This window comes from Streptomyces sp. GbtcB7, from assembly GCF_019091445.1.
Lineage (GTDB): Bacteria > Actinomycetota > Actinomycetes > Streptomycetales > Streptomycetaceae > Streptomyces > Streptomyces mirabilis.
Window position 1 is genome coordinate 23,764 of record NZ_JAGXJM010000003.1, and the last position, 23,747, is coordinate 47,510.

A 23,747-nucleotide genomic window follows, 5' to 3' on the forward strand; every position below is an offset into this window, starting at 1 on the left:
GCCATCCCACTACCCGCCCGAGGGCAGATCGGTGCGCGGAGCGGCGGCCAGATGTGCGCCGACCCGCTTCACCAGGAGCGTCATTTCGTAGGCGACCTGCCCGACATCGGAGTCGGCGTCCGAAAGAACGGCGAGACAGCTGCCGTCCCCGGCGGCCGTGACGAAGAGGAAGGCCTCCTCGAGCTCGACCACGGTCTGCCGGACACCGCCCGCCTCGAAGTGGCGGCCGACACCCTTGGCGAGGCTGTGGAAGCCGGAGGCGACGGCGGCCAGGTGCTCGCTGTCCTCCCGGGTCAGATCCTTGGAGGCCCCGGTGGCAAGGCCGTCGCCGGAGAGCACGATCGCCTTGCTGATGCTGGCGACGCGGTCCACCAGGTCGTCGAGCAGCCAGTTCAGCTCTCCCGACGTCTTGCTGGTCGCGGTGGGCCCTGTGGCCTTCGGTGCGGTCATCGACCGTCCCCCTTCGTCGTTCCTGGTGCTGTGCCGCCCTGGGCCCCGTCGCCCGCGGCGTTCTCCTCGCGGCCCCGCTGCCAGCCCCGCTGGAGCGAGGCCATCCGGCTGCGTACCTCGTCGGCGTCGCGATCGGCGAGTTCCGCCCCCTTCGGGGTGCGGGCCTTGTCGCGCTCGGCGCGCCGTTCGGGTCCGTCCTTCAACTGGGGGGCCAGATTGGCCTGTCGGACGCGGCGGGGCAGCGGGCTCGCACCCGATTCTGCCCCTTGCGTCGTGGCGGCGGATCCCGGGGTGGTCCCGGCCCTGTCCGACGGCGAGCCGGCGGAGCGAGTGCGCCGGGGGAGAGCGGGGGCCTCGCGGCGGCCGGACGCCTCGGAGCGAAGGCCCGGAGTCTCGGGGCGTTCGCCGTTGCGGCGCCCGGAGGTCTCGGTGCGGTCGCTGTTGCGGCGCCCGGAGGTCTCGGTGCGGTCAGTACGCCGGGCGGTCGACGACTGTGCGCTCGCCCTCTCCGCGATGCCTTGCCTCTCCACCGGCTCGAGGGCCGGTTCGAGGCTCTCCACCGGCTTCAGCGCCTCGGCGGGCTCCTCGCCCGCCTCGCCGCGCCGGGGCCTCGTCCGGGTCACGGGACGACCGTGCGAGCTGACCAGCTTGGGAGTTCTGCGGCGCGGCAGGGGGACCGGGCCCCCCGCGTGGTCGTCGTCGCCGGAGCGGGCCGTCTCCGCGCCGCCTGCGCGGGGCTGCTGGTGGGGCCGGTGCTGCTCGACCGGGACACCCGCTATGGAGCGGCGCGGCCGGAACAGACCGCCCTGCTCGGCGTCCTCGTCGTCGAGGGCGCCCGGGAAACCGCCGAGCACGTCCAGATCGACCGGCGCCTCCAGTTCGACCGGCCCGTCCAGGATCGCGGCAGGCAGGCCGGGGAGGCGCACCGGTACGTCGGAGAGCGCCGCCTTGCGGTCCTCCTCGATCTTGCCCTCCTTCGAGGGCAGCGCTCGGTCGAGACGGAAGCCGATGCCGTTGGTGTCCGGGACGTCGTCCGTGAGCAGCGCGTCGGGGATGAACACCACGGCGGTGGTGCCGCCGTACGGGGAAGGCTGGAGGGAGACACGGACGTTCTGCCGCTGCGCGAGCCGGCTGACCACGAAGAGACCGAGCCGGTCGGTGTCGGACAGTTCGAACTCGGGGGTCTCGGCGAGCCGTAGGTTGGCGTCGAGGAGCGCTTCGGCCGCCATGCCCAGACCGCGGTCGTGGATCTCCAGGGTGAAACCGTTGGCGACGCGTTCGCCGACGACCTGCACGGCCGTGTGCGGGGGCGAGAACACCGTGGCGTTCTCGAGGAGTTCGGCGACCAGGTGCGTGAGGTCGGCGACCGCGGGCCCGGTGACGGCGACGCGGGGCAGTCGGCGTACCTCGATGCGCTCGTAGTCCTCGACCTCGGCGACGGCGGCGCGGACGATGTCCATGAGCTGGACGGGCTTGCGCCACTGCCGGGACGGGGCCGCGCCGGACAGGATGACCAGGCCCTCGGCATGCCGGCGCATACGGGTGGTCAGGTGGTCGAGGCGGAACAGGTCGGCGAGTTCGTCGGTGTCCTCGGTCCTGCGTTCCATGGTGTCGAGGAGGGTGAGCTGCTTGTGCAGCAGGACCTGGCTGCGGCGGGCGAGGTTGACGAAGACCTCGGAGACGCCGTCCCGCAGTTCGGACTGTTTGACGGCGGCCTCGACGGCCGCGCGCTGAAGGGTGTTGAGGGCCTGGCCGACCTCGCCGATCTCGTTCTTGTCGTACTCCAGGCGGGGCACTTCGGTCTCGACGTCGACCTGTTCGCCCCCGGAGAGGCGGCGCATGACGCTGGGGAGTCGGACGCCTGACGCCTCGTGGGCGTCCAGGCGCAGTCGGCGCAGGTCGCGGATGAGGCCCCGGCCGATGCGTACGGACATGAAGAGCGAGGCCAGCAGGGCGATGAGTCCGAGGACACCCGCGATGACCGCCTTGACGATGACGCCCGTGGCCACGGGGCTGACACGGTCCTGGTAGCGGTCGCCGGCCTTGTCGTCGAGGTCGGCGAGTTCGTCGAGCACGTGTCCGGCCGCCCGGTCCCAGCTCTGCGCGGTGACACCGTGCGGGGATCCGGCCGGGGAGGTGACGACAGCCTGCTCCGCCACACGCAGGGGAGCCGTGTCGGCGTTCGACCAGTAGCGCTCGAAGCGGCCGCGTTCCGAAGAGGGCAGCAGCGGCAGGCTGATGTCGTACAGCAGGGTGCGCTGCGCGACGAGATCGGAGATGTCGCGGATGTCGTCGCGGGTGACGCGGCCCGCGACCAGCGCGGAACCGAGGAGGGCGTCCTCGCGGGAGAGCAGTTCGCGGGCGTTGGCGACGTTGACGAGGGCGCGGCCCTGCTTGTCCATCTCCACGTTGTCCACGACGTGGAGGTTGGCCATCAGTGTGTAACAGGGGTCGACCAGACGGTTGTAGAGGTCGAGGGCCTGGGCCCGGTTGACGGTGCCCTCCTCGACACTGCGGCGCAGCGAGTCGATCCCGTCGAGGGCGTCCAGGATGGTGGTGAGGCGCTGTGAGGTGCCCCCGTTCATCTCTTCCCGTACGTCTTCGTCGTTGGCGTTCTTGCGGACCTTCGCCACGGCCCGGTCGGTCGCGGTGCGACTGCGCTTCAGCGCCGCCAGCGCGTCGGAGGCGCGGGGATCGGCGAGATAGACGAGTGTCTGGCGGCGTTCCTGCTGGAGAACACTGATGGTGTCCTCGGCGGGGTAGCCGATCTTCTCGACGACGTCCGACACGTTGAACAGCTGGTTGGCCGCGCGGCCGGTGAGTACCGTCGCGAAGGCCCAGATCCCCGTCAGGGAGAGGAGCGGCACGAGGAGCAGCGCCACGATCTTCCGGCGGATGGACTTCCCGCGAAAGCGCATGGCCTCCCCCAGCTCGACCCCCTCCGGCCCGGGGGCACACCTGTGCGTCAACAAACGGCGTGAGCCTACTACTGACCCACAGGTAACTCGAAGACGTGTCCGGGCGGCCGCCCGGCGTGAAGAGGGTGGAACCCGGGCTCTTGAGGGAACCGGAGATGGGCAGTTGTCCGTTCATTGGGGGAGATTGCCGCCCCGAATCCGGCATGGCGAGCCGAACCTCATCGGGCCAGTGAACTTGGTCAGTTGGCCGGAATTTTTCGCTTGTTGGGAATCTTCCGGGCACATTGTTCGTCCTTCTCTACGGGAAATGGGGGCGGAATCGGCCACAGGGGCCGCATGCCGCGTCCAGGCGGCGTAAAACAGCGCAAGCCGGGCAGCCACTGGGGAGCAGGTGTCGTATGACACCCGTGCGAGGGTCTGCTGGGCGGTGGGGAGTGACAAGTTGATGGGCACGGCGGAGCGGGGCGGGGCACCAGGGGTGGGTACTGCGGCGCCTGTGGCGGTGCGATCGGCCACACGAACACGGGATCGCGACATACCGGCGGACTCGGCGGACGGACGCGACGAAGTGAGCGGACAAGGCGTTGTCACGGACGGGCGCGATCGGGTGAGCCGGCAGAGCGTGGTCCTGGAGGGACGCGACCGGAAGAACGACCGGGCGGGTTCCGCCGGGATCGGAAGCGAGCGCGTGAGCGCCCAGGCCGTGGCCGAGGGCGGGCCCGAGCCGGTGGGCGGGCGGGGCACGGCCACCGGTGGGCATGAGCAGGCGGTCGGGGAGGGTACTGCTGCGGGTCAGCGGCATGTCGACGGGCAGGCGCGGGCAGCTGTCGGTCACATGGACGGATACGAAGAGCAGGCGTACTACCGGCCGTTGTGGATCGAGGAGCCCGCGCGTCGGCGACGGCTGCCCGATCCGGTGCGTACGTCGGCCGTACGGGCGGTGCTGATCATCGCGGTGACCCTGATCCAGGCCGTGATCGCCTTCCTGTCCACGCTGGCGGAGTCCTGGCTCGCCTTCCCGATGGTCCTGAGCAGCGTGGCCAGCACGGTGGTGGCCACCTGGGCCGCCCTCGACGTCTGGGTCACCCGCCAGGTGTGGAACCAGCGCAACGGCGTGGTGTCCGAACCGAGCAGCACCGCAAGGACCCTGAGGCGCGAGCGGCGCAGGGCCCGACGGCAGGCACGCGCGACGGAGCGCGCTCAGGAGCGAATACGGCGGCAGGGCGGCACCGGGCAGTTGTCGCACCTCTGAGTACGGCTCGCGACGAGTACGGCTCGCGACTGAGTACGGTACGGCTCGCGACTGAGCCCGGCTCGTGACCGAGCCCGGCTCAGGGCTGCCCACGGCACGGCCAAGGGGCGGACTCCACGGACCCCGTTGGACCCCGTGAAGCTGGTGGTCCAGGTGGCCCCCGTCCGTGGGTCCGCCCACGGGCCATCAGCTCGCCACGGCGCCCGCCGGCTCCACCGGGTCCTCGCTGCGCGCCAGTTCACGGCGTGTCTTCATGAACGGGCGGGGGCGGTCGATGGACAGCACGGCTGTGGTGCGGCCGCCGCGCTCGTACAGGGCGAGAAAGCCGCCTTCGGCCGGTGCGCCGTCGTCGAGCGCGCCCTCGGTGATGCGGACGGTGTCCGCCGCGTGCCGGCGCCCCGCGAACTGGATCCGTGCGCCGTACTGATCGGACCAGAAGTAGGGCAGGGACCGTGCGCTCTCGACGGTGCGCCCGGCGAGCAAGTTGCGTACCGCGACCCGGGGTTGTTCGGTGGCGGAGGTCCAGTGCTCGGCGCGGGCGCCTCCGACGCGGGCGACGTCGCCGACGGCGACCACCTGCGGCAGTGCGGTCGCGCAACCGTCGTCGCACAGCACGCCATCGTGCAGAGCGAGTGTCGAACCGGCGAGCCAGCCGGTGTTGGGGGTGGCGCCGATGCCCACGATCACGACATCGGCGGGCAGGACCCGGCCGTCGGAGAGCTCCACACCCGTGACGGTGCCGCTCCCCCGCAGGCCGGCGACACCGATGCCGGTCACGAGGCCTGCACCACCGCGGCGATGCAGGGCGGCGCACACGGCGGCCATCTCGGGGCCGAGTTGGGGAACGAGGGGCAGGGGTGCGGCCTCCACGACGGTGACGTCGTGGCCGAGTCCGGCGCAGGAGGACGCGGTCTCGGCGCCGATGAAGCCGCCGCCGATGACGACGACGCTGCGCGGGCCCCGGGAGAGCTCCGCGCGCAGGGCGCGGGCGTCGTCGAGGGTGCGCAGGGTGTGCACGCCGACGAGGCCGTCCCCCGGGAGCCGGCGGGCCGAGGCGCCGGTCGCGATGACCACGCCGTCCGTGGAGACGGTACGGCCGTCGTCGAGGAGGACGGTGCGCCCCCGGGCGTCGAGGCCGCGGGCGCGTACGCCGAGCAGCCACTCGGCGTCGAGTTCGGCGGTCTCCTCGGCGTCGGCGAGGGCGAGTTGGGTCTCGTCGGCGCGGCCGGTGAGGAAGGCCTTGGAGAGGGGTGGGCGGTCGTACGGGTGGTGGGGCTCGTCCCCGACGATCACCAGACGGCCGTCGAACCCCTGGGCCCGGAGTTCTCGGGCGGCGTACAGCCCGGAGAGGGAGGCACCGACGACGGTCACGGTCCTCATGAGGCGCGCTCTTGGGCGCACTCGGTCAGGGCGTTCATGCGGCGGTGCCCTCCTCCGCGGCCAGGTGGACGTGGATGAATCCGTCGTCGACGGTGACGCGGTGGGTGCGGACGGGGCGGCGTGCGGGCAGGCACGTCGGCAGGCCCGTACGGAGATCGAATGAGGCGGCGTGCAGCGGGCATTCGATCAGGCAGCCCTCCAGCCAGCCCTCCGAGAGGGAGGCGTCCTGGTGGGTGCAGGTGTCGTCGATGGCGTACAACTCGCCGTCGGCGTTGAACACCGCGATGGGCGGCGTGGTGTCGACACGGACGGATTCGCCCGCGGGGAGGTCGTCGAGGCGGCAGACGGGAATCATGGGCCCCCCTCTCGGTCCTGGACTCTTCGTCCGGGACCTCCTGGTCCAGGTGGGTCCGGAGACCTTTCGGGTTCCGGACGCTTCGGTAACATGGTGTTTCGCATGGCGCACGAGGGAGCGCTATGCGCAACAGAATCCGCGCGGGGGTCCCTTCACGTCAAGGGCTTCCCGCAGATGCGGCCCAAACCGGGCCGTCAGGTGGTGAGAGTTGAGCTATGACCCGCACGCAGAAGCAGGCTGAGCACACCGGGGACAGTTCCGAGAAGCAGCACGGGAGAGGGGCCGGCAGCGCCGTCCAGTCGGTGGACCGCGCCGTGAGCGTGCTGGAGATCCTCGCCCGGGTCGGCGAGGCCGGCGTCACCGAGATCGCCGAGGAGCTGGACGTGCACAAGTCCACCGCCTTCCGCCTGCTCGGTGTCCTGGAGAACCGCGGTCTGGTGGCCCAGGCCAAGGACCGCGGGAAGTACTACCTGGGGGCCGCCGTTCTGCGTCTGGCGGGGGCGGCGGCGGTGCGCCTCGACATCTCCCAGGAGGGCGTCCCGGTCTGCCGCGAACTCGCCGACGAACTGGGCGAGACCGTCAACGTCGCGGTGCTCGACGACGACGCGGCGGTCAACATCATGCAGGCGCGCGGCACCGCGTCGGTCACCGCGCAGAACTGGCTGGGAAGGCGCACCCCGCTGCACGCGACCTCCAGCGGCAAGGTGCTGCTCGCGCACATGCCGCCCACCCTGCGCGAAGGTCTGCTCGCACGCGCCCTGCCACGGTTCACCGAGCGCACGATCACGGGTACGTCCGTGCTGCGCGCCGAGTTGGAGGCCGTGGTCGAGCAGGGCTACGGGGTCACCATCGAGGAACTGGAGCTGGGACTCGCCGCCGTGGCCGCGCCGATCCGGGCGCACGACGGGAAGGTGATCGGGGCGATCAGCGTGTCGGGTCCGGTGTACCGGCTGAACTCCGATCGGCTGCCGGAGCTGGCCAAGCGGACGGTGGCGGCGGGGGCCGAGCTGTCGCGCCGGATGGGGTACGGCTTCTGAGAGCCCGAGGGGTGAAGGGGCGGGGCACGGGATTCTCCCGGCCCCGCCCCTTCGTGTGTCCAGTCCGTGTGCCCAGTCCGTGTGCCCAGTCCGTGTGTCCGGCACGTTTCGGGCGGCCCGTTCCTTTTGCCAAGGGTTAACGCCGACCCCTTGACGACCCCATGACGGCGTTCTCAATATGTTCCTCATCGCGCAACCCATCGTGCATTGCGCAACAGCAGAGGAGCTTGTCGTGCCACACGAGGTCCGTGCCGTAGTCGCCGTCAAGAAGGGCGCACCCGTCGAGGTGCAGACGATCGTCGTTCCCGACCCGGGCCCTGGAGAGGTGCTCGTCAACGTCCAGGCCTGCGGGGTCTGCCACACGGATCTGCACTACCGGGAGGGCGCGATCACCGACGACTTCCCCTTCCTGCTCGGCCACGAGGCGGCCGGCACGATCGAGGCGGTCGGCGACGGCGTCACCGACCTGGTCCCGGGCGACTACGTGGTCCTCGCCTGGCGGGCGCCCTGTGGAACCTGTCGCTCCTGTCGCCGCGGGCGCCCCTGGTACTGCTTCGACTCCCGTAACGCCACCCAGCCGATGACGCTGCTCGACGGCACCCCGCTCAGCAACGCGCTGGGCATCGGCGCCTTCGCCGAGAAGACCCTGGTCGCGGCCGGGCAGGCGGTGAAGATCGACCCGGCCGCCCGCCCCGAGGCCGCGGGCCTGATCGGCTGCGGTGTCATGGCCGGATACGGCGCGGCGGTCAACACCGGCAACGTCGGGCGCGGCGACACGGTCGCCGTCATCGGCTGCGGAGGCGTCGGCAACGCGGCGATCGCGGGCGCCTGTCTCAACGGCGCGATGAAGGTCATCGCCGTCGACATCGACGACAAGAAGCTCGACCAGGCCGAGAAGTTCGGCGCCACCCACACGGTGAACTCGCGCGGGACGGATCCCGTCGAGGCCGTCCGTGCGCTGACCGGCGGTTTCGGGGTCGACATCGCCATCGACGCGGTGGGCCGACCGGAGACGTACAAACAGGCCTTCTACATGCGCGACCACGCGGGGGTGCTCGTCCAGGTCGGTGTCCCCGACCCGGAGATGAAGATCGACCTCCCGCTGATCGACCTGTTCTCGCGCGGCGGTGCGCTGAAGTCCTCCTGGTACGGCGACTGCCTGCCGAGCCGCGACTTCCCGTTCCTCATCGACCAGTACCTGTACGGGCTGCTCGACCTCAACGCCTTCGTCAGCGAGACCATCTCCCTCGACCAGGTCGAGGAGGCGTTCGCGAAGATGCACCGCGGTGAAGTGCTGCGGTCGGTGGTGGTCCTGTGAGCCAAGCCGGGCCCCAGGGACACGGTCACGCACAGGACCACGCGGTACGGGTCCAACGCGTCGTCACCTCGGGCACCTTCAGCCTCGACGGCGAGACCTTCGACGTCGACAACAACGTCTGGCTCGTGGGCGACGACGAGGAGGTGTTGATCGTCGACGCCGCCCACGACGCCCGTACGATCCACAAGGCCGTCGCGGGACGCCGTGTCACCGCGATCGTCTGCACCCACGGGCACGACGACCACATCGACGCGGCCGCCGAGCTCTCCGTACTGACCGGCGCGCCCGTGCTCCTGCACCCCGACGACAACGAGCTGTGGTCCTTCACCCACCCCGGGCGCAAGCCGGACGGGGAACTGCGCGACGGCCGGATCCTGGCGGTCGCCGGTATCGAACTCCAGGTGATCCACAGCCCCGGCCACACCTGGGGCAGCTGCTCCCTCTACGCCCCGTTCCTGGACACGGTCTTCACCGGGGACACCCTCTTCCACGGCGGCCCCGGCGCGACCGGCCGCTCGTACTCGGACCGGCCCACCATCGAGGCCTCACTCCGCAACCGACTCCTCACCCTCCCCGGCAACACGGTGGTCCGTACCGGGCACGGCGAGGACACCACCATCGCCGCCGAGCGCCCCCACGTCCCCACCGTCTGATCCACCCCCGAGCGCGTCCACTCCCCACCCCGGCAAGGAGGGGCATGTCCAGCACGCCCGCAAACCATCCCCGTGTCGTCATCATCGGCGCCGGCATCGTCGGCTGCTCGCTCGCCGACGAGCTGACCGCCCGCGGCTGGACCGACGTCACCGTTCTCGAACAGGGGCCGCTGCCCGCCCCGGGCGGCTCCACCTCGCACGCACCGGGCCTGGTGTTCCAGACCAGCCCGTCCAAGACGCTCACGGCGTTCGCCCGGTACACCGTGGAGAAGTTCAACTCGCTCCAGGTCGAGGGCGTCTCCTGCTTCAACCCGGTCGGCGGTCTCGAACTCGCGACCACGCCCGAGCGCCTCGCCGACCTGCACCGCAAGGCCGGCTACGCCGCCTCGTGGGGCGTACGCGGCGAGATCGTCAGCGCGGCCCGCTGCAAGGAGCTGTGGCCGCTCATCGACCAGTCGGCCATCCTCGGCGGCTTCCACACCCCCGACGACGGCCTGGCCCGCGCCGTACTCGCGTCCCGGGCCCAGAGGGAACGCGCCACCGAACGGGGCGCCCGTTTCCTCGACCGCCACACGGTCACCGGTATCGAACAGGAGGACGGCAAGGTCACCGCCGTGGTCACCGACCGTGGCACCTTCCCCGCCGACCACGTCGTCTCCGCGGCCGGTTTCTGGGGCCCGGTCATCGGCCGGATGGCCGGGGTCGACGTACCCCTCCAGCCGCTCGCACACCAGTACGCAAAGACCAAGCCGCTCCCCGAACTGGCCGAAGCCACACCGGAAACCACCTCCGAAGCGCCCCCGGAAGCCGCCTCCGAAGCCACCGCTGAAACCACCGCACCCGCCCCCACCGACGCCTCGAAGCCCATCCTCCGCTTCCAGGACCGCGACCTCTACTTCCGCGAGCACCACGACCGCATCGGCATCGGCAGCTACGCCCACAAGCCGCTGCCCGTCGACCCGTTCGGGATCCTCCCCTACGACGAGGCGCGCGCGAACGACATGGAGATGCCGTCGTCGTACCCCTTCACCGAAGAGGACTGGGCACCGAGCTGGGACGACTGCCGCTGGCTGATGCCCGCCCTGCGCGAGACGGAGATCGAGGAGGGCTTCAACGGCGTCTTCTCCTTCACCCCGGACGGCATGCCGGTGCTCGGGGAATCGCGCGAGCTGCGCGGATTCTGGCTGGCCGAGGCCGTCTGGGTCACCCACTCCGCGGGGGTCGCGAAGGCGGTCGCCGAATGGATGGTCGACGGGCGCGCCTCCATCGACCTGCACGAATGCGACCTCACACGCTTCGAGGACGCGCAGCGCTCACCGTCGTACGTCCGCGAACGCGGCTCGCAGCAGTTCGTCGAGGTGTACGACGTCCTGCACCCCCTCCAGCCGATGGAGCACCCGCGCCCCCTGCGCGTCAGCCCCTTCTACGCCCGGCAGCAGGAACTCGGCGCGTACTTCCTGGAGGGCGGCGGCTGGGAGCGCCCGCACTGGTACGAGGCGAACGCCCCGCTCGTGGACGGTCTGCGGCTCCCCGAGCGCGACGCCTGGTCGGCCCGCTACTGGTCGCCCATCGCGGCCGCCGAGGCGAAGGCGACCCGCGAGAAGGTCGCCCTGTACGACATGACCCCGCTGCGCCGCCTCGAAGTCACCGGGCCCGGGGCCCTCGACTTCCTCCAGCGCATGACCACCAACAACCTCCGCAAGAAGCCGGGCGCGGTCACCTACACGCTGCTCCTGGACGAGACGGGCGGCGTACGCTCCGACCTCACCGTCGCGCGCCTCGCCCCGGACCGTTTCCAGGTGGGCGCCAACTCCCCCACCGACCTGGACTGGCTGGTCCGGCACGCCCCGGACGACGTACGGATCAGGGACATCACCTCCGGCACCTGCTGCATCGGCGTCTGGGGCCCGCTCGCCCGCGAGCTCGTGCAGCCGCTGACCCGCGACGACTTCTCGCACGAGGGCTTCGGCTACTTCCGCGCGAAGGAGACCTGCCTCGGGCACGTCCCGGTGACGACGATGCGGCTGTCGTACGTCGGCGAGCTGGGCTGGGAGTTGTATACGTCCGCCGATCTGGGGCTCAGGCTCTGGGACACGCTGTGGGAGGCGGGCCAGGAGCACGGCGTGATCGCGGCCGGGCGCTCCGCCTTCAACAGTCTGCGACTGGAGAAGGGCTACCGCGCCTGGGGCGTGGACATGACCGACGAGCACAACCCGTTCGAGGCGGGGGTCGGCTTCGCGGTCCGGATGGACAAGGACGGGTTCGTCGGCCAGGAGGCGCTGCAAGGCCTCGCCACGGAGGAACCCGCGCGCAGGCTCACCCCCCTCCTCCTCGACGACCCGGTCGCGGTCGTGCTCGGCAAGGAGCCCGTCTACGTCGACGGCGCCCCGGCCGGTTACGTGACCAGCGCCTCGTACGGCTACACGCTGGGCCGCTGCGTCGCGTACGCCTGGCTGCCGGCGCTCCCGACCGGTACGGGCGTGCACATCGAGTACTTCGGCGAGAAGGTCCCCGCGACCGTCGCGGAAGAACCCCTCTTCGACCCGAAGATGAACCGAATCCGCCGCTGAAACCGATCAATAGACATGAGCCCGGCCACACGGCATAAGGAGGCCCCTGTGTCCCCCACGTACGACGTGATCGTGATCGGTCTCGGCGGTATGGGCAGCGCCGCCGCCCACCATCTGTCCGCCCGCGGTGCCCGCGTGCTCGGCCTCGAGAAGTTCGGCCCGGTGCACAACCGCGGCTCCAGCCACGGCGGTTCCCGCATCACCCGCCAGTCCTACTTCGAGGACCCGGCGTACGTGCCGCTGCTGCTGCGCTCGTACGAGCTGTACGAGGAGCTGGAGCGGGCGACCGGCCGGGAGATCGCCACCCTGTGCGGTGGCGTCATGGTCGGACGCCCCGACTCCCGGACGGTCTCCGGTTCGCTGCTCTCCGCCGAGCAGTGGGACCTGCCGCACGAGATGCTGGACGCCTCCGAGATCCGCCGGCGTTTCCCGACCCTGACCCCGAAGGACGACGAGGTCGCGCTGTTCGAGGCGCGGGCCGGGCTCGTGCGCCCCGAGAACACCGTCGCCGCGCACCTCCAGCTCGCCACCCGGCAGGGCGCCGACCTGCATTTCGAGGAACCGATGACCCGCTGGGAGCCGTACAAGGACGGCGTACGCGTCCACACGGCCGAGAACACCTACACGGCGGCCCAGCTGGTGATCTGCCCGGGCGCGTGGGCACCGCAGCTGCTTACCGATCTCGGGGTGCCGTTCACGATCGAGCGCCAGGTCATGTACTGGTTCCAGCCGAGGGGCGGGGTCCAGCCGTTCCTGCCGGAGAACCACCCGATCTACATCTGGGAGGACGCGGCCGGAGTCCAGGCGTACGGCTTCCCGTCGATCGACGGGCCGGAGCTGGGCGCCAAGGTCGCCTTCTTCCGCAAGGGGGTCGTGACCACCCCGGAGACCATCGACCGGACGGTCCACGAGGACGAGGTCCAGGCCATGGCGGATCACATGTCCCGTCACATCCCGGATCTGCCGGGCGCCTTCCTCAAGGCGGCCACCTGCATGTACTCCAACACCCCCGACGAGCACTTCGTCATCGCCCGCCACCCCGCCCACCCGGAGTCCGTGACCGTCGCCTGCGGATTCTCCGGGCACGGCTTCAAGTTCGTGCCGGTCGTCGGCGAGATCGTCGCCGACCTCGCCCTGACCGGCACCACCGATCACCCGATCGGGCTGTTCGACCCCCACCGCCTCGCCGCCGCGCCCGCCTGAGGAGTACGCACGTGACGACGACCCCCGTCTCCCCGTCCCCCATCTCCCCCAGCCTGATCGCCACCCTCCCCGGGCACTACTACACCGACCCGGAGATCTTCCGGCAGGAGCAGGAGTCCCTGTTCGAGTCGATGTGGTTCTGCGCCGTCCGCTCCGCGGATCTCGCCGGGCCCGGCGCCTTCCGCACCGTCCAGGTGGGCCGCGAGAGCGTCCTGATCACCCGCTCCCGCACGGGTGAGCTGCGCGCCTTCCTGAACATCTGCCGTCACCGCGGGGCCCGGCTGTGCACCGAGGAGTCCGGGGAGGTCCGCCGCAATCTGCAGTGCCCCTATCACGCCTGGACCTACGACCTCGACGGCAAGCTGGTCGCCGCGCCGAACCTGATCAAGATGCCGGACGTCGACCGCGTCGAGTACGGCCTGGTCAAGGTCGCGCTGCGCGAATGGCTCGGGTACGCCTGGGTGTGCCTGGCCGACGAGCCGCCCTCCTTCGAGGAGACGGTGATGGGCGCCGCAGTGGAGCGGCTGGGCAACGCGGCCGCCATCGAGCACTACGGCACCGAGAAGCTGGCCCTCGGCAAGCGCATCACCTACGACGTGAAGGCGAACTGGAAGCTGATCGTCGAGAACTTCATGGAGTGCTACCACTGCGCGACGATCCACCCCGAACTCGTCGACGTCCTCCCGGAGTTCGCCGAAGGCTACGCGGCCCAGTACTACGTGGGGCACGGTGCCGAGTTCGGCGAGGACATCCAGGGCTTCACGGTCGACGGCAGCGAGGGCTTCGGCCGGCTGCCGGACATAGCGGACGACCAGGACCGTCGCTACTACGCGATCACTGTGAAACCGACGGTTTTCATCAACCTGGTCCCCGACCATGTCATCCTGCACCGCATGTTCCCGCTCGCCGAGGACCGCACGGTCGTCGAGTGCGACTGGCTCTACGCGCCGGAGGTCGTGGAGTCCGGCGCGGACGTGTCCAAGTCGGTCGAGCTCTTCCACCGGGTCAACGAACAGGATTTCGAGGCGTGTGAACGTACGCAGCCGGCCATGGCCTCGCGTGCCTACCGGAACGGTGGTGTCCTGGTGCCCACCGAGCACCACATCGGGATCTTCCACGAGTGGCTGATCCAGCAATTGGGAGGCCCCAGTGCCTGACCTGTTCATCGACGGTACGTGGCGGAGCGCTCTCGACGAGCGCACGCGCGAGATCCGCTGCCCCGCCGACGGCTCCCTGGTGGGCGTCGTCGACGAGGCGGGCGGCAAGGACACCGTGGAGGCGATCGCCGCCGCGCGCCGCGCCTTCGACGAGGGCCCCTGGCCCACGACCCCGGCCGCCGACCGCGGTGACCTGCTGCTGCGCGTCGCCGACCTCCTCGTACGTGACAAGGACGCGCTCGCCCGCGCCGAGTCGCTCGACACGGGCAAGCGGCTCGTCGAGAGCGAGTACGACATCGACGACATCGCGAACTGCTTCCGCTACTTCGGGCGGGCGGCCACCGCCGAGACGGGCCGGGTCGTCGAGACCGGTACGGCGAGCGTCGACAGCCGGGTCGTGTACGAACCCGTCGGGGTGTGCGCGCTGATCACGCCCTGGAACTATCCGCTCCTGCAGACCGCCTGGAAGGTCGCCCCGGCGCTCGCCGCGGGCAACACCTTCGTCCTCAAGCCGAGCGAGCTCACCCCGCACACGGCGATCCATCTGATGCGGCTGCTGGAGGAGGCCGGGCTGCCGCCCGGAGTGGCCAACCTCGTCCTCGGCGCGGGCCCCGAGGCAGGGGCCCCGCTCGGCGATCATCCGGACGTCGACCTCGTCTCCTTCACCGGCGGGCTGCAGACCGGGCGGCGGCTGATGGCCGCCGCGGCCGGGACAGTGAAGAAGGTGGCCCTGGAACTCGGCGGCAAGAACCCGAACATCGTCTTCGCCGACGCCGACTTCGAGACGGCCGTCGACATGGCGCTGACCGCGGTCTTCCTGCACTCGGGGCAGGTCTGTTCGTCCGGGGCCCGGCTGCTGGTCGAGGACTCGCTGCACGACCGGTTCGTCGACGAGGTCGTCCGCCGGGCCTCGGAGATCCGGCTCGGCGGCCCGTTCGACGAGCGGGCACAGAGCGGGCCGCTGGTCTCGGCTGCGCATCGCGCCAAGGTCGAGGCGTACGTCGCCAAGGGTCTGGCGGAAGGCGCGGTGCTGCGCTGCGGCGGCGCGCGGCCTTCCGGGCCCGAGTTCGAGGCGGGCTTCTACTATCCGCCGACCGTACTGGACGAGTGCTCGTCCGACATGTCCGTGGTCCAGGACGAGTCCTTCGGGCCGGTGCTGACCGTGGAGCGTTTCAGCGGCGAGGCGGAGGCCGTGCGGCTCGCCAACGACACGATCTACGGGCTCGCGGGCGCCGTCTTCACCACCGACGAGGCCAAGGCCCAGCGCGTGGCGGCCCGGCTGCGGCTCGGCACGGTCTGGATCAACGACTACCACCCCTACGTCCCTCAGGCGGAATGGGGCGGCTTCAAGCAGTCCGGCTTCGGGCGCGAGCTCGGACCCGCCGGCCTCGCCGAGTACCGCGAGGCGAAGCACATCTGGCGCAACACCAACCCGTCCCCACAGGGGTGGTTCGCGTAATCCCCTGATGATCCCCCGGTGACGTCCGGATGATCTGATCCCCTGATTCCCCCCACCCACCCGCACGAGCCGCGCCCCTCTCCCCCGATCCAGGAGGCCGCTCATGACCACCCATCCACCCGCGACCGAGCAGAACGACGACGCCGAACTCTCCGAGTTCGGCTACAAGCCCGAACTCAAGCGCACCCTTGGCAACTTCCACACCTTCGCCGCCGGCATCAGCTACATCTCCATCCTCACCGGCACCTTCCAGCTCTTCTACTTCGGCTACGGCAGCGGTGGCCCCGCCTACTGGTGGTCCTGGCCGATGGTCTTCATCGGCCAGTTCATGGTCGCCCTCTGCTTCGCCGAGCTCGCCGCCCGCTATCCCGTGGCCGGCTCCGTCTACAACTGGTCGAAGAAGGTGGGCAATCCGCACATAGGCTGGCTCGCGGGCTGGATGATGCTGCTCGCGTCGATCGTGTCGATCTCGGCCGTGGCACTCGCCTATCAGTTGACGCTTCCCCAGATCTCCTCCACCTTCCAGTTCGTGGGTGACGGCACGGGCAAGTACGACGTCGCCACCAACGCGGTTCTGCTGGCGGCCGTACTGATCCTGTTCACCACCCTGGTGAACGCCTTCGGTGTGAAGCTGATGGCGACCATCAACACGGCGGGCGTCTTCATCGAGCTGATCGCCACCGTCGTACTGATCATCCTGTTCGCGGTGCACATCACACGCGGCCCGCAGGTGGTGATGGACACCCAGGGCACCGGCCACGGGCAGTCGTTCGGCTACCTCGGCGCGTTCCTGGTGGCCTCGCTGGCGTCCGCGTACGTCATGTACGGATTCGACACGGCCTCCTCGCTCGGTGAGGAGTGCCTCGACCCGTCGCGCAACGCGCCGCGTGCCATCATCCGTGCCATCGTCGCCTCGTTCGTCCTCGGCGGGCTCGTGCTGCTGCTCGCGCTGATGAGCGTCTCCAGCCTGAAGGGCGACAAGCTCTCCACCGACGGTCTGCAGTACATCGTCCTCGACGTGCTCGGCCCGACGGCCGGCAAGGCGATGCTGTGGTGCGTGCTGATCGCGGTCACGGTGTGCGCCCTGGCCGTGCACACGGCGGCGATCCGGCTGGCCTTCGCGATGGCCCGCGACAACAACCTGCCCGCCTCCTCGAAGCTGGCCAAGGTCAACGCGCGCTTCCAGACGCCGGTCCTGCCGACCGTGATCATCGGTGTGCTCGCACTGGCGATCCTGGTGGTCAACATCCGCCAGCCGCAGATCTTCACCGTGGTCACCAGCATCGGCATCATCATGATCTACCTGGCATACCTGCTGGTCACCGGTCCGATGCTGGTCGCACGGCTGCGTGGCAAGTGGCAGCCCGCGGGCGACGGCAAGTTCTCGCTCGGTCGCTGGGGCCTGCTCGTCAACATCGTGGCCGTGGTGTGGGGCGCGGTCATGACGATCAACCTGATCTGGCCGCGCTCCGCGGTCTACAACGCGGCCGCGCCGTACCACTGGTACCTGCGCTGGGGTGCCGTCCTGTTCGTGGGCGTCGTCGCGGGCGGCGGCTTCGCCTACTACTGGTTCGTGCAGCGGCACCGGACCGGGGTGCTCGCCGAGCACCAGTTCCAGGCCCCCGCGACGGCTCCCGTCGCGACTCCCGTGACTCCCGTGACCCCCGCGACCGACTGAAGGACCGTCACACGACCGACCGAAGAGCAAAGCAAGGAGGTCAACTCCCCATGAACGTCGATGAGTTCGACTATGTCGTGGTCGGCGGCGGCACCGCGGGCAACGTGGTCGCGGCCCGGCTCTCCGAGGATCCGTCCGTCACCGTGTGCGTCCTCGAGGCAGGCCCCAGCGATGTCGGCGACGACGACATCCTGAAGCTGGAACGCTGGATGGGACTGCTGGAGTCCGGATACGACTGGGACTACCCGGTCGAACCGCAGGTCAGCGGCAACAGCTTCATGCGGCATGCCCGCGCCAAAGTGCTCGGCGGCTGTTCCTCGCACAACTCCTGCATCGCCTTCTGGGCACCCGCGGAGGACCTGGACGACTGGGCCGCCGCGGGCTGTACGGGGTGGAGCGCGGCCGAACTCTTCCCGCTCTACCAGCGGTTGGAGTCGAACGACGCTCCCGGCGACCACCACGGCCGCACCGGCCCGGTGAAACTGCGCACGCTGAAGGGCGCGGACCCCTGTGGCTCCGCCCTGCTGGAGGCGTGTGCGCAGGCGGGCATTCCGACCACCGCGTTCAACACCGGCAAGACCGTGGTCCGTGGCGCCAACTGGTTCCAGATCAACTCCGACGAGAACAACATCCGGCAGTCCTCGTCGGTCGCGTATCTGCATCCGGTCATGGGCAAGCGGCCGAACCTGGAAGTGCGCACCGGGGTACGGGCCAAGAAGCTCGTGCTCGACGGCCGCCGTTGTGTGGGCGCCGAGTACCTGGACCCGGACCTGATCCACACCCGGACGGTGCGCGCACGCCGCGAGGTGATCGTGTCCTGCGGGTCCATCGACACCCCCAAGTTGCTGATGCTGTCGGGCATCGGGCCCGCCGCGCATCTGCGCGAGGTGGGGGTCGAGGTGGTGGTGGACTCGGCGGGGGTCGGCAAGAACCTCCAGGACCACCCCGAGGGCGTCATCATGTGGGAGGCCAAGCAGCCCATGACCACCACGTCCAGCCAGTGGTGGGAGGCGGGCATCTTCTACGACACCGAACCGGGCCTGGACCGGCCCGACCTGATGTACCACTACGGTTCGGTGCCGTTCGACATGAACACGGCTCGGCACGGGTTCCCGACGTCCGAGAACGCGTTCTGCCTCACGCCGAACGTGACGCGCGCGAAGTCACGCGGCACGGTGCGACTGCGCACCCGGGACTACCGGGACAAGCCGATGGTCGATCCGCGTTACTTCACGCACGAGCACGACGTGCGTGTGATGACGTACGGGCTGAAACTGGCGCGGAAGATCGCCTCCCAGCCGGCGCTGAGCGGCTGGGCGGGCGCGGAGCTGGCCCCCGGGCCGGACGTGCGGACGGACGACGAGCTGCTCGACTACATCCACAAGACCCACAACACCGTCTACCACCCGTCCTGCACCGTGAAGATGGGCGCGGACGACGACTCCTCGGCCCCGCTCGACGCACGGCTGCGGGTCAAGGGGGTCGAGGGGCTGCGGGTCGCGGACGGTTCGGTGATGCCGGATCTCATCTCCGTCAACCCCTGCATCACGACCATGATGATCGGCGAGAAGTGCGCGGACCTTTTGAAGGAGGATCGCTAGGCCTCTTGAGGTGAAGGCCTCTTGAACATTCTCGTCGCCGTGATCTCGCTGTGCACCGACTCACCTTCCCCGGCCGGGGCCTGCTGCGGGAGCCCCGGCCGGAGGTGTTCCTCCACGCTGATGTACTTCAGCCCGGCGCGCAGGTCGGCGTCGTTGCGCAGGCGGATGACGAGGGGGAACTCGGCGAGCGCGGTCGTGTCGAACAGCCCGGTGGTGTAGAGGAGCTGGACGCCGAGCGCGTCCGAGACGGCCCTCTGCAGCTCCAGCAGGTAGGTCGCGTTGGCGCGTCCGATGGGGTTGTCGAGGAAGAGCGTGCCGGCGTGCCGGTGCTTGTCACGGCCCCGGTCGTTGCTGCGCAGCGCGGCCATCGTGCAGTACAGCGCGATGGCCGCGGTCAGCAGCTGACCGCCGGAGAAGACGTCACCCATCTGCCCGACGGGGACGCGCTCGGCGCGCAGTACGGCGTCCGGCTTGAGGATCTCGACGGCGACGCCCTTCGGTTCGAGGGCGGCGCTGACTCCGCGCAGCAGCAGTGACATGCCGTCGCGCCGCATGTCGGAGTTCTTCTTGACCGCCGCGCGGGTGGCCTCGTCGACGACCTCGCCGAGCCGCTCGGCGAGCGTGGCCTGATCGGGCTCCTCGAAGCGGATGCGCAGGAACTCCTGCCCGGACCACTCGCCGAGCCCCTCCGGCAGCCGGGACAGCCGCTGCGCGGACCGCAGGGTGGCGAGCGACGACTCCACCAGCCCCCGCAGCCGGTCCACGATCGAGTCCCGGTTGCGCTCCAGCTGCGCCAGCTCGTCGGTCAGCACCCGCAGTCGGGGCGCGAAGGCGTCCGCCCACTTCTGGGCGTGTTCCGGCAGCGCGGACGCGGGCAGCTCACGGATCTGCTGCCGGGCGGGGGTGCGTACCTGCTCGTACCGGTTGGAGTTGGCATGCCGTACGAGGATGTCGCTCGCCTCGCGCACGGCGCCCTCGGCCGCGGAGAGGTCGGCGGCGCAGCCGCGCAGGGAGCGGCGGGTCTCGGCGGCGGAGTGCCGGGCCTCCTCGAGGGTGCCGGGGTAGGGCTCGGGCTCCTCCTGCTCCTCGTCGGAGTGCTCCCGCAGCAGGTCCCTGAGCAGGGCTGCCGTCTCGTCGAAGCCACCGGCCGCGTCCTCGGCGGCGCGGTGCGCGTCGAGCAGCTCGGCGTGCGCCTCGCGCGCCTGGCCGAGCGCCTCGGCGCGGGAGGCGAGTTCACCGGTGGCCGTGCGCAGCAGCGACTGCGCGTGCTCGGCGTCGCGCGGGACCAGCTCCTGCGACAGCTCGGTGTGGGCCTCGCCGTCCTCGGGCGCGTGCCGCTCGGCCTCGCCGCGCAGCCGCCCGAGCTGCTCGCTCGCGGTGGACATGCGGGTCTCCAGGAGCTGCACGAGCTCCTCGGCACGGGCGGCCGCGGCCTGCCGGGACGGCCCGTCGGAACCGTCCGGCGCCTGAAGGAGCTGTGCGGCGCGCGTGCGCACCTTGTTGCTGAGCCGGTCCAGCTCTGCCAGGGCCGCGGTCTCGTCGCTCTCGGCGCGGGCCTGCTCGGCGCGCAGATCGGCGCCGACGCCGACCTTCTCGTACAGCTGTGACGCGGCCCGGTAGGCCTCACGCAGGGCGGGCAGCGAGGACTTCGCCGTCTCCGACGCGTCCTCCGGTACGTCGTCGGGGGCGCCCGCGATCTCGGCGCGCTCGGCACGCAGCGCGCGGGCCGTGCGGCGGGCGTCGTCGGCGGCGCGCTGGGTGGCGCGGCGGTCCTCGTCGGCGGCGCGGGCGCGCTCCAGGCAGACCTGGGCGCGAGCCTCCGACTCGGTGGCCTCGTCGGCGAGTTCGCGCACCTTGACCTGCCAGCCGGCGCGTTCGCGCAGGCGGAAGGCGAGTCCGGCGAGCGCGTCGGCCGCGCGCCGGGCGCGCTGGGCGGCGTCCTGGCGCTCGTCGCGCACGAGGGCCGCCTCGGCCGCCGCCTCGTCTGCCTCGGCCCGCACGGTGCGCGCCTCGGCGAGCTCGGCTTCGGCCTCCTCGGCGAACGCGCGCGCGTCCCGGGCGGCCGCGGCCAGTTCGACGAGCCGCCCGGCGGGGCAGCCGGTGCGCCAGGAGGCGAGCCGGGCCGCGAGCTCCCGGTCCTTGCCGAGCCGGGCCGCCAGGATGCGGATCTCCTCGTCCCGCTCGGTCGCTCGGGTGCGCAGCGCCTGCCGTTCCTCGTCGGCGGCGTGCTCGTCGTGCATGGCCGGGTTCGGCGGCACGAGGAAGACGCCGCCGTCGCCCGGGTCGGCGACCGGGGTCGGGGCGAGCAGCGCGGCGGCCGTGCCGACGGCGACGGCGGAGCGCGGCAGCAGCGCCGCTTCGCTGAGCGCCTCACGGGCCCGTGCGTGGGTGTCCGGGTCGGTGATGATCACGCCGTCGACGAGCTCGGGCCTGGCGGCCAGCACGCGCGCGTGGTCGACGGGGTCGACGGCCTGCGCGAGATAGCGCCAGCCGGGCAGGGCGGGGATGCCGTGCTCACCGAGGTACTCGACCGTGGCCAGCACGTCGGGGCCGGGCGGCAGGAGTCCGCCGTCGCCGAGGGCGCCGAGGATCCGGGCGTCGTCGGCCGCCGCGGTGCGCAGCTCGAAGAGGTGGCGCTCGGCGGAGGCGACTCCGTCGTCGAGCAGCTCGCGCAGTTCGTCGGCGTACTGGTCCAACTCCTCCGGCGTGAGGGCGCCTTCGGCCTCCGCCCAGACGTCGGCGGAGGTGCCGCGGGCGCCTCGGCCGGTGTCGCCGCCCTTGCCGTGGCCGGTCGAGGTAGCGGCGTCCCCGGCCGCCCGGGGCACCGGTACCCCGCCGTGCCGCGTTCCGGCTGTGCCCGGCAGGCTGAGCAGCTCCGCGAGCCGCTCCTCCCCCGCCAGTGCCTCGGCCGTACGGCGCTCGCCGTCGTACGCGCGCTCGGCCGCCGTCGCCGCGTCCGCCGCACGGGCGGCCGTCAGTTCGGCGCGGGACTCGGCGGACGCCGCCTCGCGGCCGTGCTCCGAGGCCCGTCGCGAGGCCTCACGCGCGGTGTCCCACGCCGCGACGGCCGTCTTCTCGGCGTCGCTGGCGGCGAGGGCGGCGCGGGCCGGGTCGGCGTCGGGGGCGCTGTCGTCGAGCCAGCCGGCGCGGACCGCCTCCGCGGTCTCCTGCTCGACCTCGCTCAGGCGCTGGCGCAGATGTCCGACCTCGCTGCGGGCGCGCTGCGCGGCGGTGGCCGCGGCGGTCGAGTCGGCGTACGCGGTCTCGCCGACCTCCTGGAGTCCGGCGGAGCGCTCCTCCTCCTCGTTGGCGAGCGCCTCGGCGCCATCGGCGGCGCGGTGCAGCGCGCGGACGAGGTCGACGGCGGCCTTGGCGCGGGCGGCGAGCGCGGGCGCGGCGTCCCGCTCGGCCTCGAGGATCGCGGCGGCCACGCGCGCGGAGCGGTCGGCGGCGGCACGGTGCCGCAGTACGAGCTCGGCGGCCTGCCAGGAGGAGTGCAGGGTGCGCGCGTCGGCGAGTTCGCGCTTCTGGGCGGCCGCCGACTTCTCGGCCCCGGCGAGCGCCAACGAGGCGTGCCGGTAGGCGAGTTCGGCGGCGATGAGGGCACCGCGCTCGCGCGCGCCCTCGGCGTGGGTGACGGCGTACGCGGCGGCGGTCACGCGCTGTGCGAGCTCACCGGCGCGGACGCGCTCCCGCACGGCTCGCGCGGACAGTCGCCGGGCCAGGGTGCGGGTACGCCGCTCGGCGCCCGCGTGGATGTCTCGGGCGCGTGCCCGTGCCTCGGCGGCCTCGACGATCCGGCCGAGCAGATCCACGGACCCCGCCGTGAAGTCCCGCTCGGCGATCAGCTCGGCGCGCCGACCCAGCTTGTTGCCGAAGCCGCCGACCAGGTCGGCGAGCCCGTCGGTGTCCCGGGTGTCGGTGACCGCGCGCAGCAGCAGGTCGGTGAAGTCGGAGTCCTTCTTGACGGCGAAGAGACCGGCGGCCTCACCCTCGTCGGCGTTCATCTCCCGCTGGTAACGGAAGAGTTCGGGGTCGAGGCCGAGGTCCGTCAGGTGCTCGTTCCAGCGGTCGTGGATCTCTTCCCAGTGCACTTCGAGGTGCGGATACGCCTTTCCGGCCTCGGTGAGGGCGTCGCGGAAGCCCTTCATGGTGCGCCGCCGGCCCTGCGCGCCGGACGCGCCCTCGACGGGCGGCCGGACGGCGGTCGCCTCGGCGACGGGCAGGTTGTCCAGGCTCAGGCCGGGACCGGGCCGGAAGGAGTACCAGGCTTCGGCGAACTTCCGCGGGTCGTTGGACACCTGCCGTCCCCGCCACTCGCTGGCCTTGCCGACCACGACGCACTCGCCGGTCAGCGTGTGCTGCCACTCCAGCGCGACATGACCGCAGTCGTCGGCGAGCAGGAACTTGCGCAGCACACCGGAGCTGGCGCCGCCCAGGGTGTTGCGGTGGCCCGGCAGCATCACCGAGAAGATCAGCTTGAGCAGCACCGACTTGCCACCGCCGTTCTCCAGGAAGAGCACGCCCGCGGGCGCGGGCCGACGCGGCGGCCCGACGGGCTCCTCCTCGAAGAACTCCGCCTGGGTGGGGGCGGGGTCGGGCACGGGCTCGCCGACACCCCTCAGGTCAAGGACGGTGTCGGCATAGCGCGCGCCAGCAGGCCCGATGGAGTAGAGGCGGACCCGGGACAGCTCGTACATGGCGGCGGACTCTCGT

Annotated in this window: 15 protein-coding genes; 10 read left to right on the forward strand and 5 right to left on the reverse strand. The window is 71.3% G+C overall.

Annotation, left to right across the window (positions count from 1 at the left end; translation table 11 throughout):
- Positions 1-9 precede the first annotated feature (9 nt).
- A complete protein-coding gene (locus KVT44_RS05430; protein WP_054237190.1) occupies positions 10-450 on the reverse strand; it encodes a roadblock/LC7 domain-containing protein in 441 nt (146 codons plus the stop codon).
- Positions 447-3,368 carry a nitrate- and nitrite sensing domain-containing protein gene (locus KVT44_RS05435; RefSeq protein ID WP_217566285.1) on the reverse strand — a complete coding sequence of 974 codons (2,922 nt, stop codon included), beginning with the start codon at positions 3,366-3,368 and terminating at the stop codon, positions 447-449. Before KVT44_RS05435 ends, KVT44_RS05430 begins: the two co-directional genes overlap by 4 nt.
- Positions 3,369-3,975: 607 nt before the next feature.
- Here KVT44_RS05435 and KVT44_RS57835 point away from each other — a divergent pair.
- A complete protein-coding gene (locus KVT44_RS57835) occupies positions 3,976-4,620 on the forward strand; it encodes a hypothetical protein (RefSeq protein WP_308313917.1) in 645 nt (214 codons plus the stop codon).
- 186 nt (positions 4,621-4,806) lie between these two features.
- Here the strand turns inward: KVT44_RS57835 and KVT44_RS05445 are convergent, their stop codons facing one another.
- Positions 4,807-6,000 carry an NAD(P)/FAD-dependent oxidoreductase gene (locus KVT44_RS05445; protein WP_217566286.1) on the reverse strand — a complete coding sequence of 398 codons (1,194 nt, stop codon included), beginning with the start codon at positions 5,998-6,000 and terminating at the stop codon, positions 4,807-4,809.
- A 34-nt stretch (positions 6,001-6,034) separates the two neighbouring features.
- Positions 6,035-6,355, reverse strand: a complete 321-nt coding sequence (locus tag KVT44_RS05450; RefSeq protein ID WP_099923849.1) for a bifunctional 3-phenylpropionate/cinnamic acid dioxygenase ferredoxin subunit — start codon at positions 6,353-6,355, stop codon at positions 6,035-6,037.
- Positions 6,356-6,570: 215 nt separating this feature from the next.
- Between KVT44_RS05450 and KVT44_RS05455 the strand changes: the two genes are divergently transcribed.
- From KVT44_RS05455 to KVT44_RS05495, 9 genes are all read left to right on the forward strand, one after another.
- Positions 6,571-7,392, forward strand: coding sequence for an IclR family transcriptional regulator (locus KVT44_RS05455; protein ID WP_179436646.1), 822 nt, complete (start codon positions 6,571-6,573; stop codon positions 7,390-7,392).
- Positions 7,393-7,624: 232 nt separating this feature from the next.
- Positions 7,625-8,710, forward strand: a complete 1,086-nt coding sequence (locus KVT44_RS05460; RefSeq protein ID WP_067366268.1) for an S-(hydroxymethyl)mycothiol dehydrogenase — start codon at positions 7,625-7,627, stop codon at positions 8,708-8,710.
- A complete protein-coding gene (locus tag KVT44_RS05465) occupies positions 8,707-9,363 on the forward strand; it encodes an MBL fold metallo-hydrolase (RefSeq protein WP_217566287.1) in 657 nt (218 codons plus the stop codon). The genes KVT44_RS05460 and KVT44_RS05465 overlap by 4 nt, the downstream gene beginning before the upstream one ends.
- Positions 9,364-9,407: 44 nt before the next feature.
- Positions 9,408-11,933: an FAD-dependent oxidoreductase gene (locus tag KVT44_RS05470; protein WP_217566288.1), complete on the forward strand. Its 2,526-nt coding sequence runs from the start codon at positions 9,408-9,410 to the stop codon at positions 11,931-11,933.
- A 48-nt stretch (positions 11,934-11,981) separates the two neighbouring features.
- Positions 11,982-13,136, forward strand: coding sequence for an N-methyl-L-tryptophan oxidase (gene solA, locus KVT44_RS05475; RefSeq protein WP_099923846.1), 1,155 nt, complete (start codon positions 11,982-11,984; stop codon positions 13,134-13,136).
- Between the two features lie 11 nt (positions 13,137-13,147).
- Positions 13,148-14,293, forward strand: coding sequence for an aromatic ring-hydroxylating dioxygenase subunit alpha (locus KVT44_RS05480; RefSeq protein WP_099923845.1), 1,146 nt, complete (start codon positions 13,148-13,150; stop codon positions 14,291-14,293).
- Positions 14,286-15,752, forward strand: coding sequence for an aldehyde dehydrogenase family protein (locus tag KVT44_RS05485; protein WP_067366254.1), 1,467 nt, complete (start codon positions 14,286-14,288; stop codon positions 15,750-15,752). The genes KVT44_RS05480 and KVT44_RS05485 overlap by 8 nt, the downstream gene beginning before the upstream one ends.
- A gap of 103 nt (positions 15,753-15,855) precedes the next feature.
- Positions 15,856-17,430 carry an APC family permease gene (locus KVT44_RS05490; protein WP_217566289.1) on the forward strand — a complete coding sequence of 525 codons (1,575 nt, stop codon included), beginning with the start codon at positions 15,856-15,858 and terminating at the stop codon, positions 17,428-17,430.
- 50 nt (positions 17,431-17,480) lie between these two features.
- Positions 17,481-19,031 carry a GMC family oxidoreductase gene (locus KVT44_RS05495; protein ID WP_217566290.1) on the forward strand — a complete coding sequence of 517 codons (1,551 nt, stop codon included), beginning with the start codon at positions 17,481-17,483 and terminating at the stop codon, positions 19,029-19,031.
- Here the strand turns inward: KVT44_RS05495 and KVT44_RS05500 are convergent.
- Complete coding sequence (locus KVT44_RS05500; RefSeq protein ID WP_217566291.1) at positions 19,028-23,731, reverse strand: hypothetical protein; 4,704 nt, start codon at positions 23,729-23,731, stop codon at positions 19,028-19,030. The genes KVT44_RS05495 and KVT44_RS05500 overlap by 4 nt on opposite strands.
- Positions 23,732-23,747: the final 16 nt, after the last annotated feature.

Excerpts from the sequence above, each read along its gene's own strand:
- KVT44_RS05470 (WP_217566288.1), top strand. The coding sequence starts at position 9,408 with ATGTCCAGCACGCCCGCAAACCATCCCCGTGTCGTCATCATCGGCGCC.
- KVT44_RS05445 (WP_217566286.1), bottom strand. The coding sequence starts at position 6,000 with ATGAGGACCGTGACCGTCGTCGGTGCCTCCCTCTCCGGGCTGTACGCC.
- KVT44_RS05430 (WP_054237190.1), bottom strand. The coding sequence starts at position 450 with ATGACCGCACCGAAGGCCACAGGGCCCACCGCGACCAGCAAGACGTCG.
- KVT44_RS05490 (WP_217566289.1), top strand. The coding sequence starts at position 15,856 with ATGACCACCCATCCACCCGCGACCGAGCAGAACGACGACGCCGAACTC.
- KVT44_RS05495 (WP_217566290.1), top strand. The coding sequence starts at position 17,481 with ATGAACGTCGATGAGTTCGACTATGTCGTGGTCGGCGGCGGCACCGCG.
- KVT44_RS05500 (WP_217566291.1), bottom strand. The coding sequence starts at position 23,731 with ATGTACGAGCTGTCCCGGGTCCGCCTCTACTCCATCGGGCCTGCTGGC.
- KVT44_RS05435 (WP_217566285.1), bottom strand. The coding sequence starts at position 3,368 with ATGCGCTTTCGCGGGAAGTCCATCCGCCGGAAGATCGTGGCGCTGCTC.
- KVT44_RS05450 (WP_099923849.1), bottom strand. The coding sequence starts at position 6,355 with ATGATTCCCGTCTGCCGCCTCGACGACCTCCCCGCGGGCGAATCCGTC.
- KVT44_RS05455 (WP_179436646.1), top strand. The coding sequence starts at position 6,571 with ATGACCCGCACGCAGAAGCAGGCTGAGCACACCGGGGACAGTTCCGAG.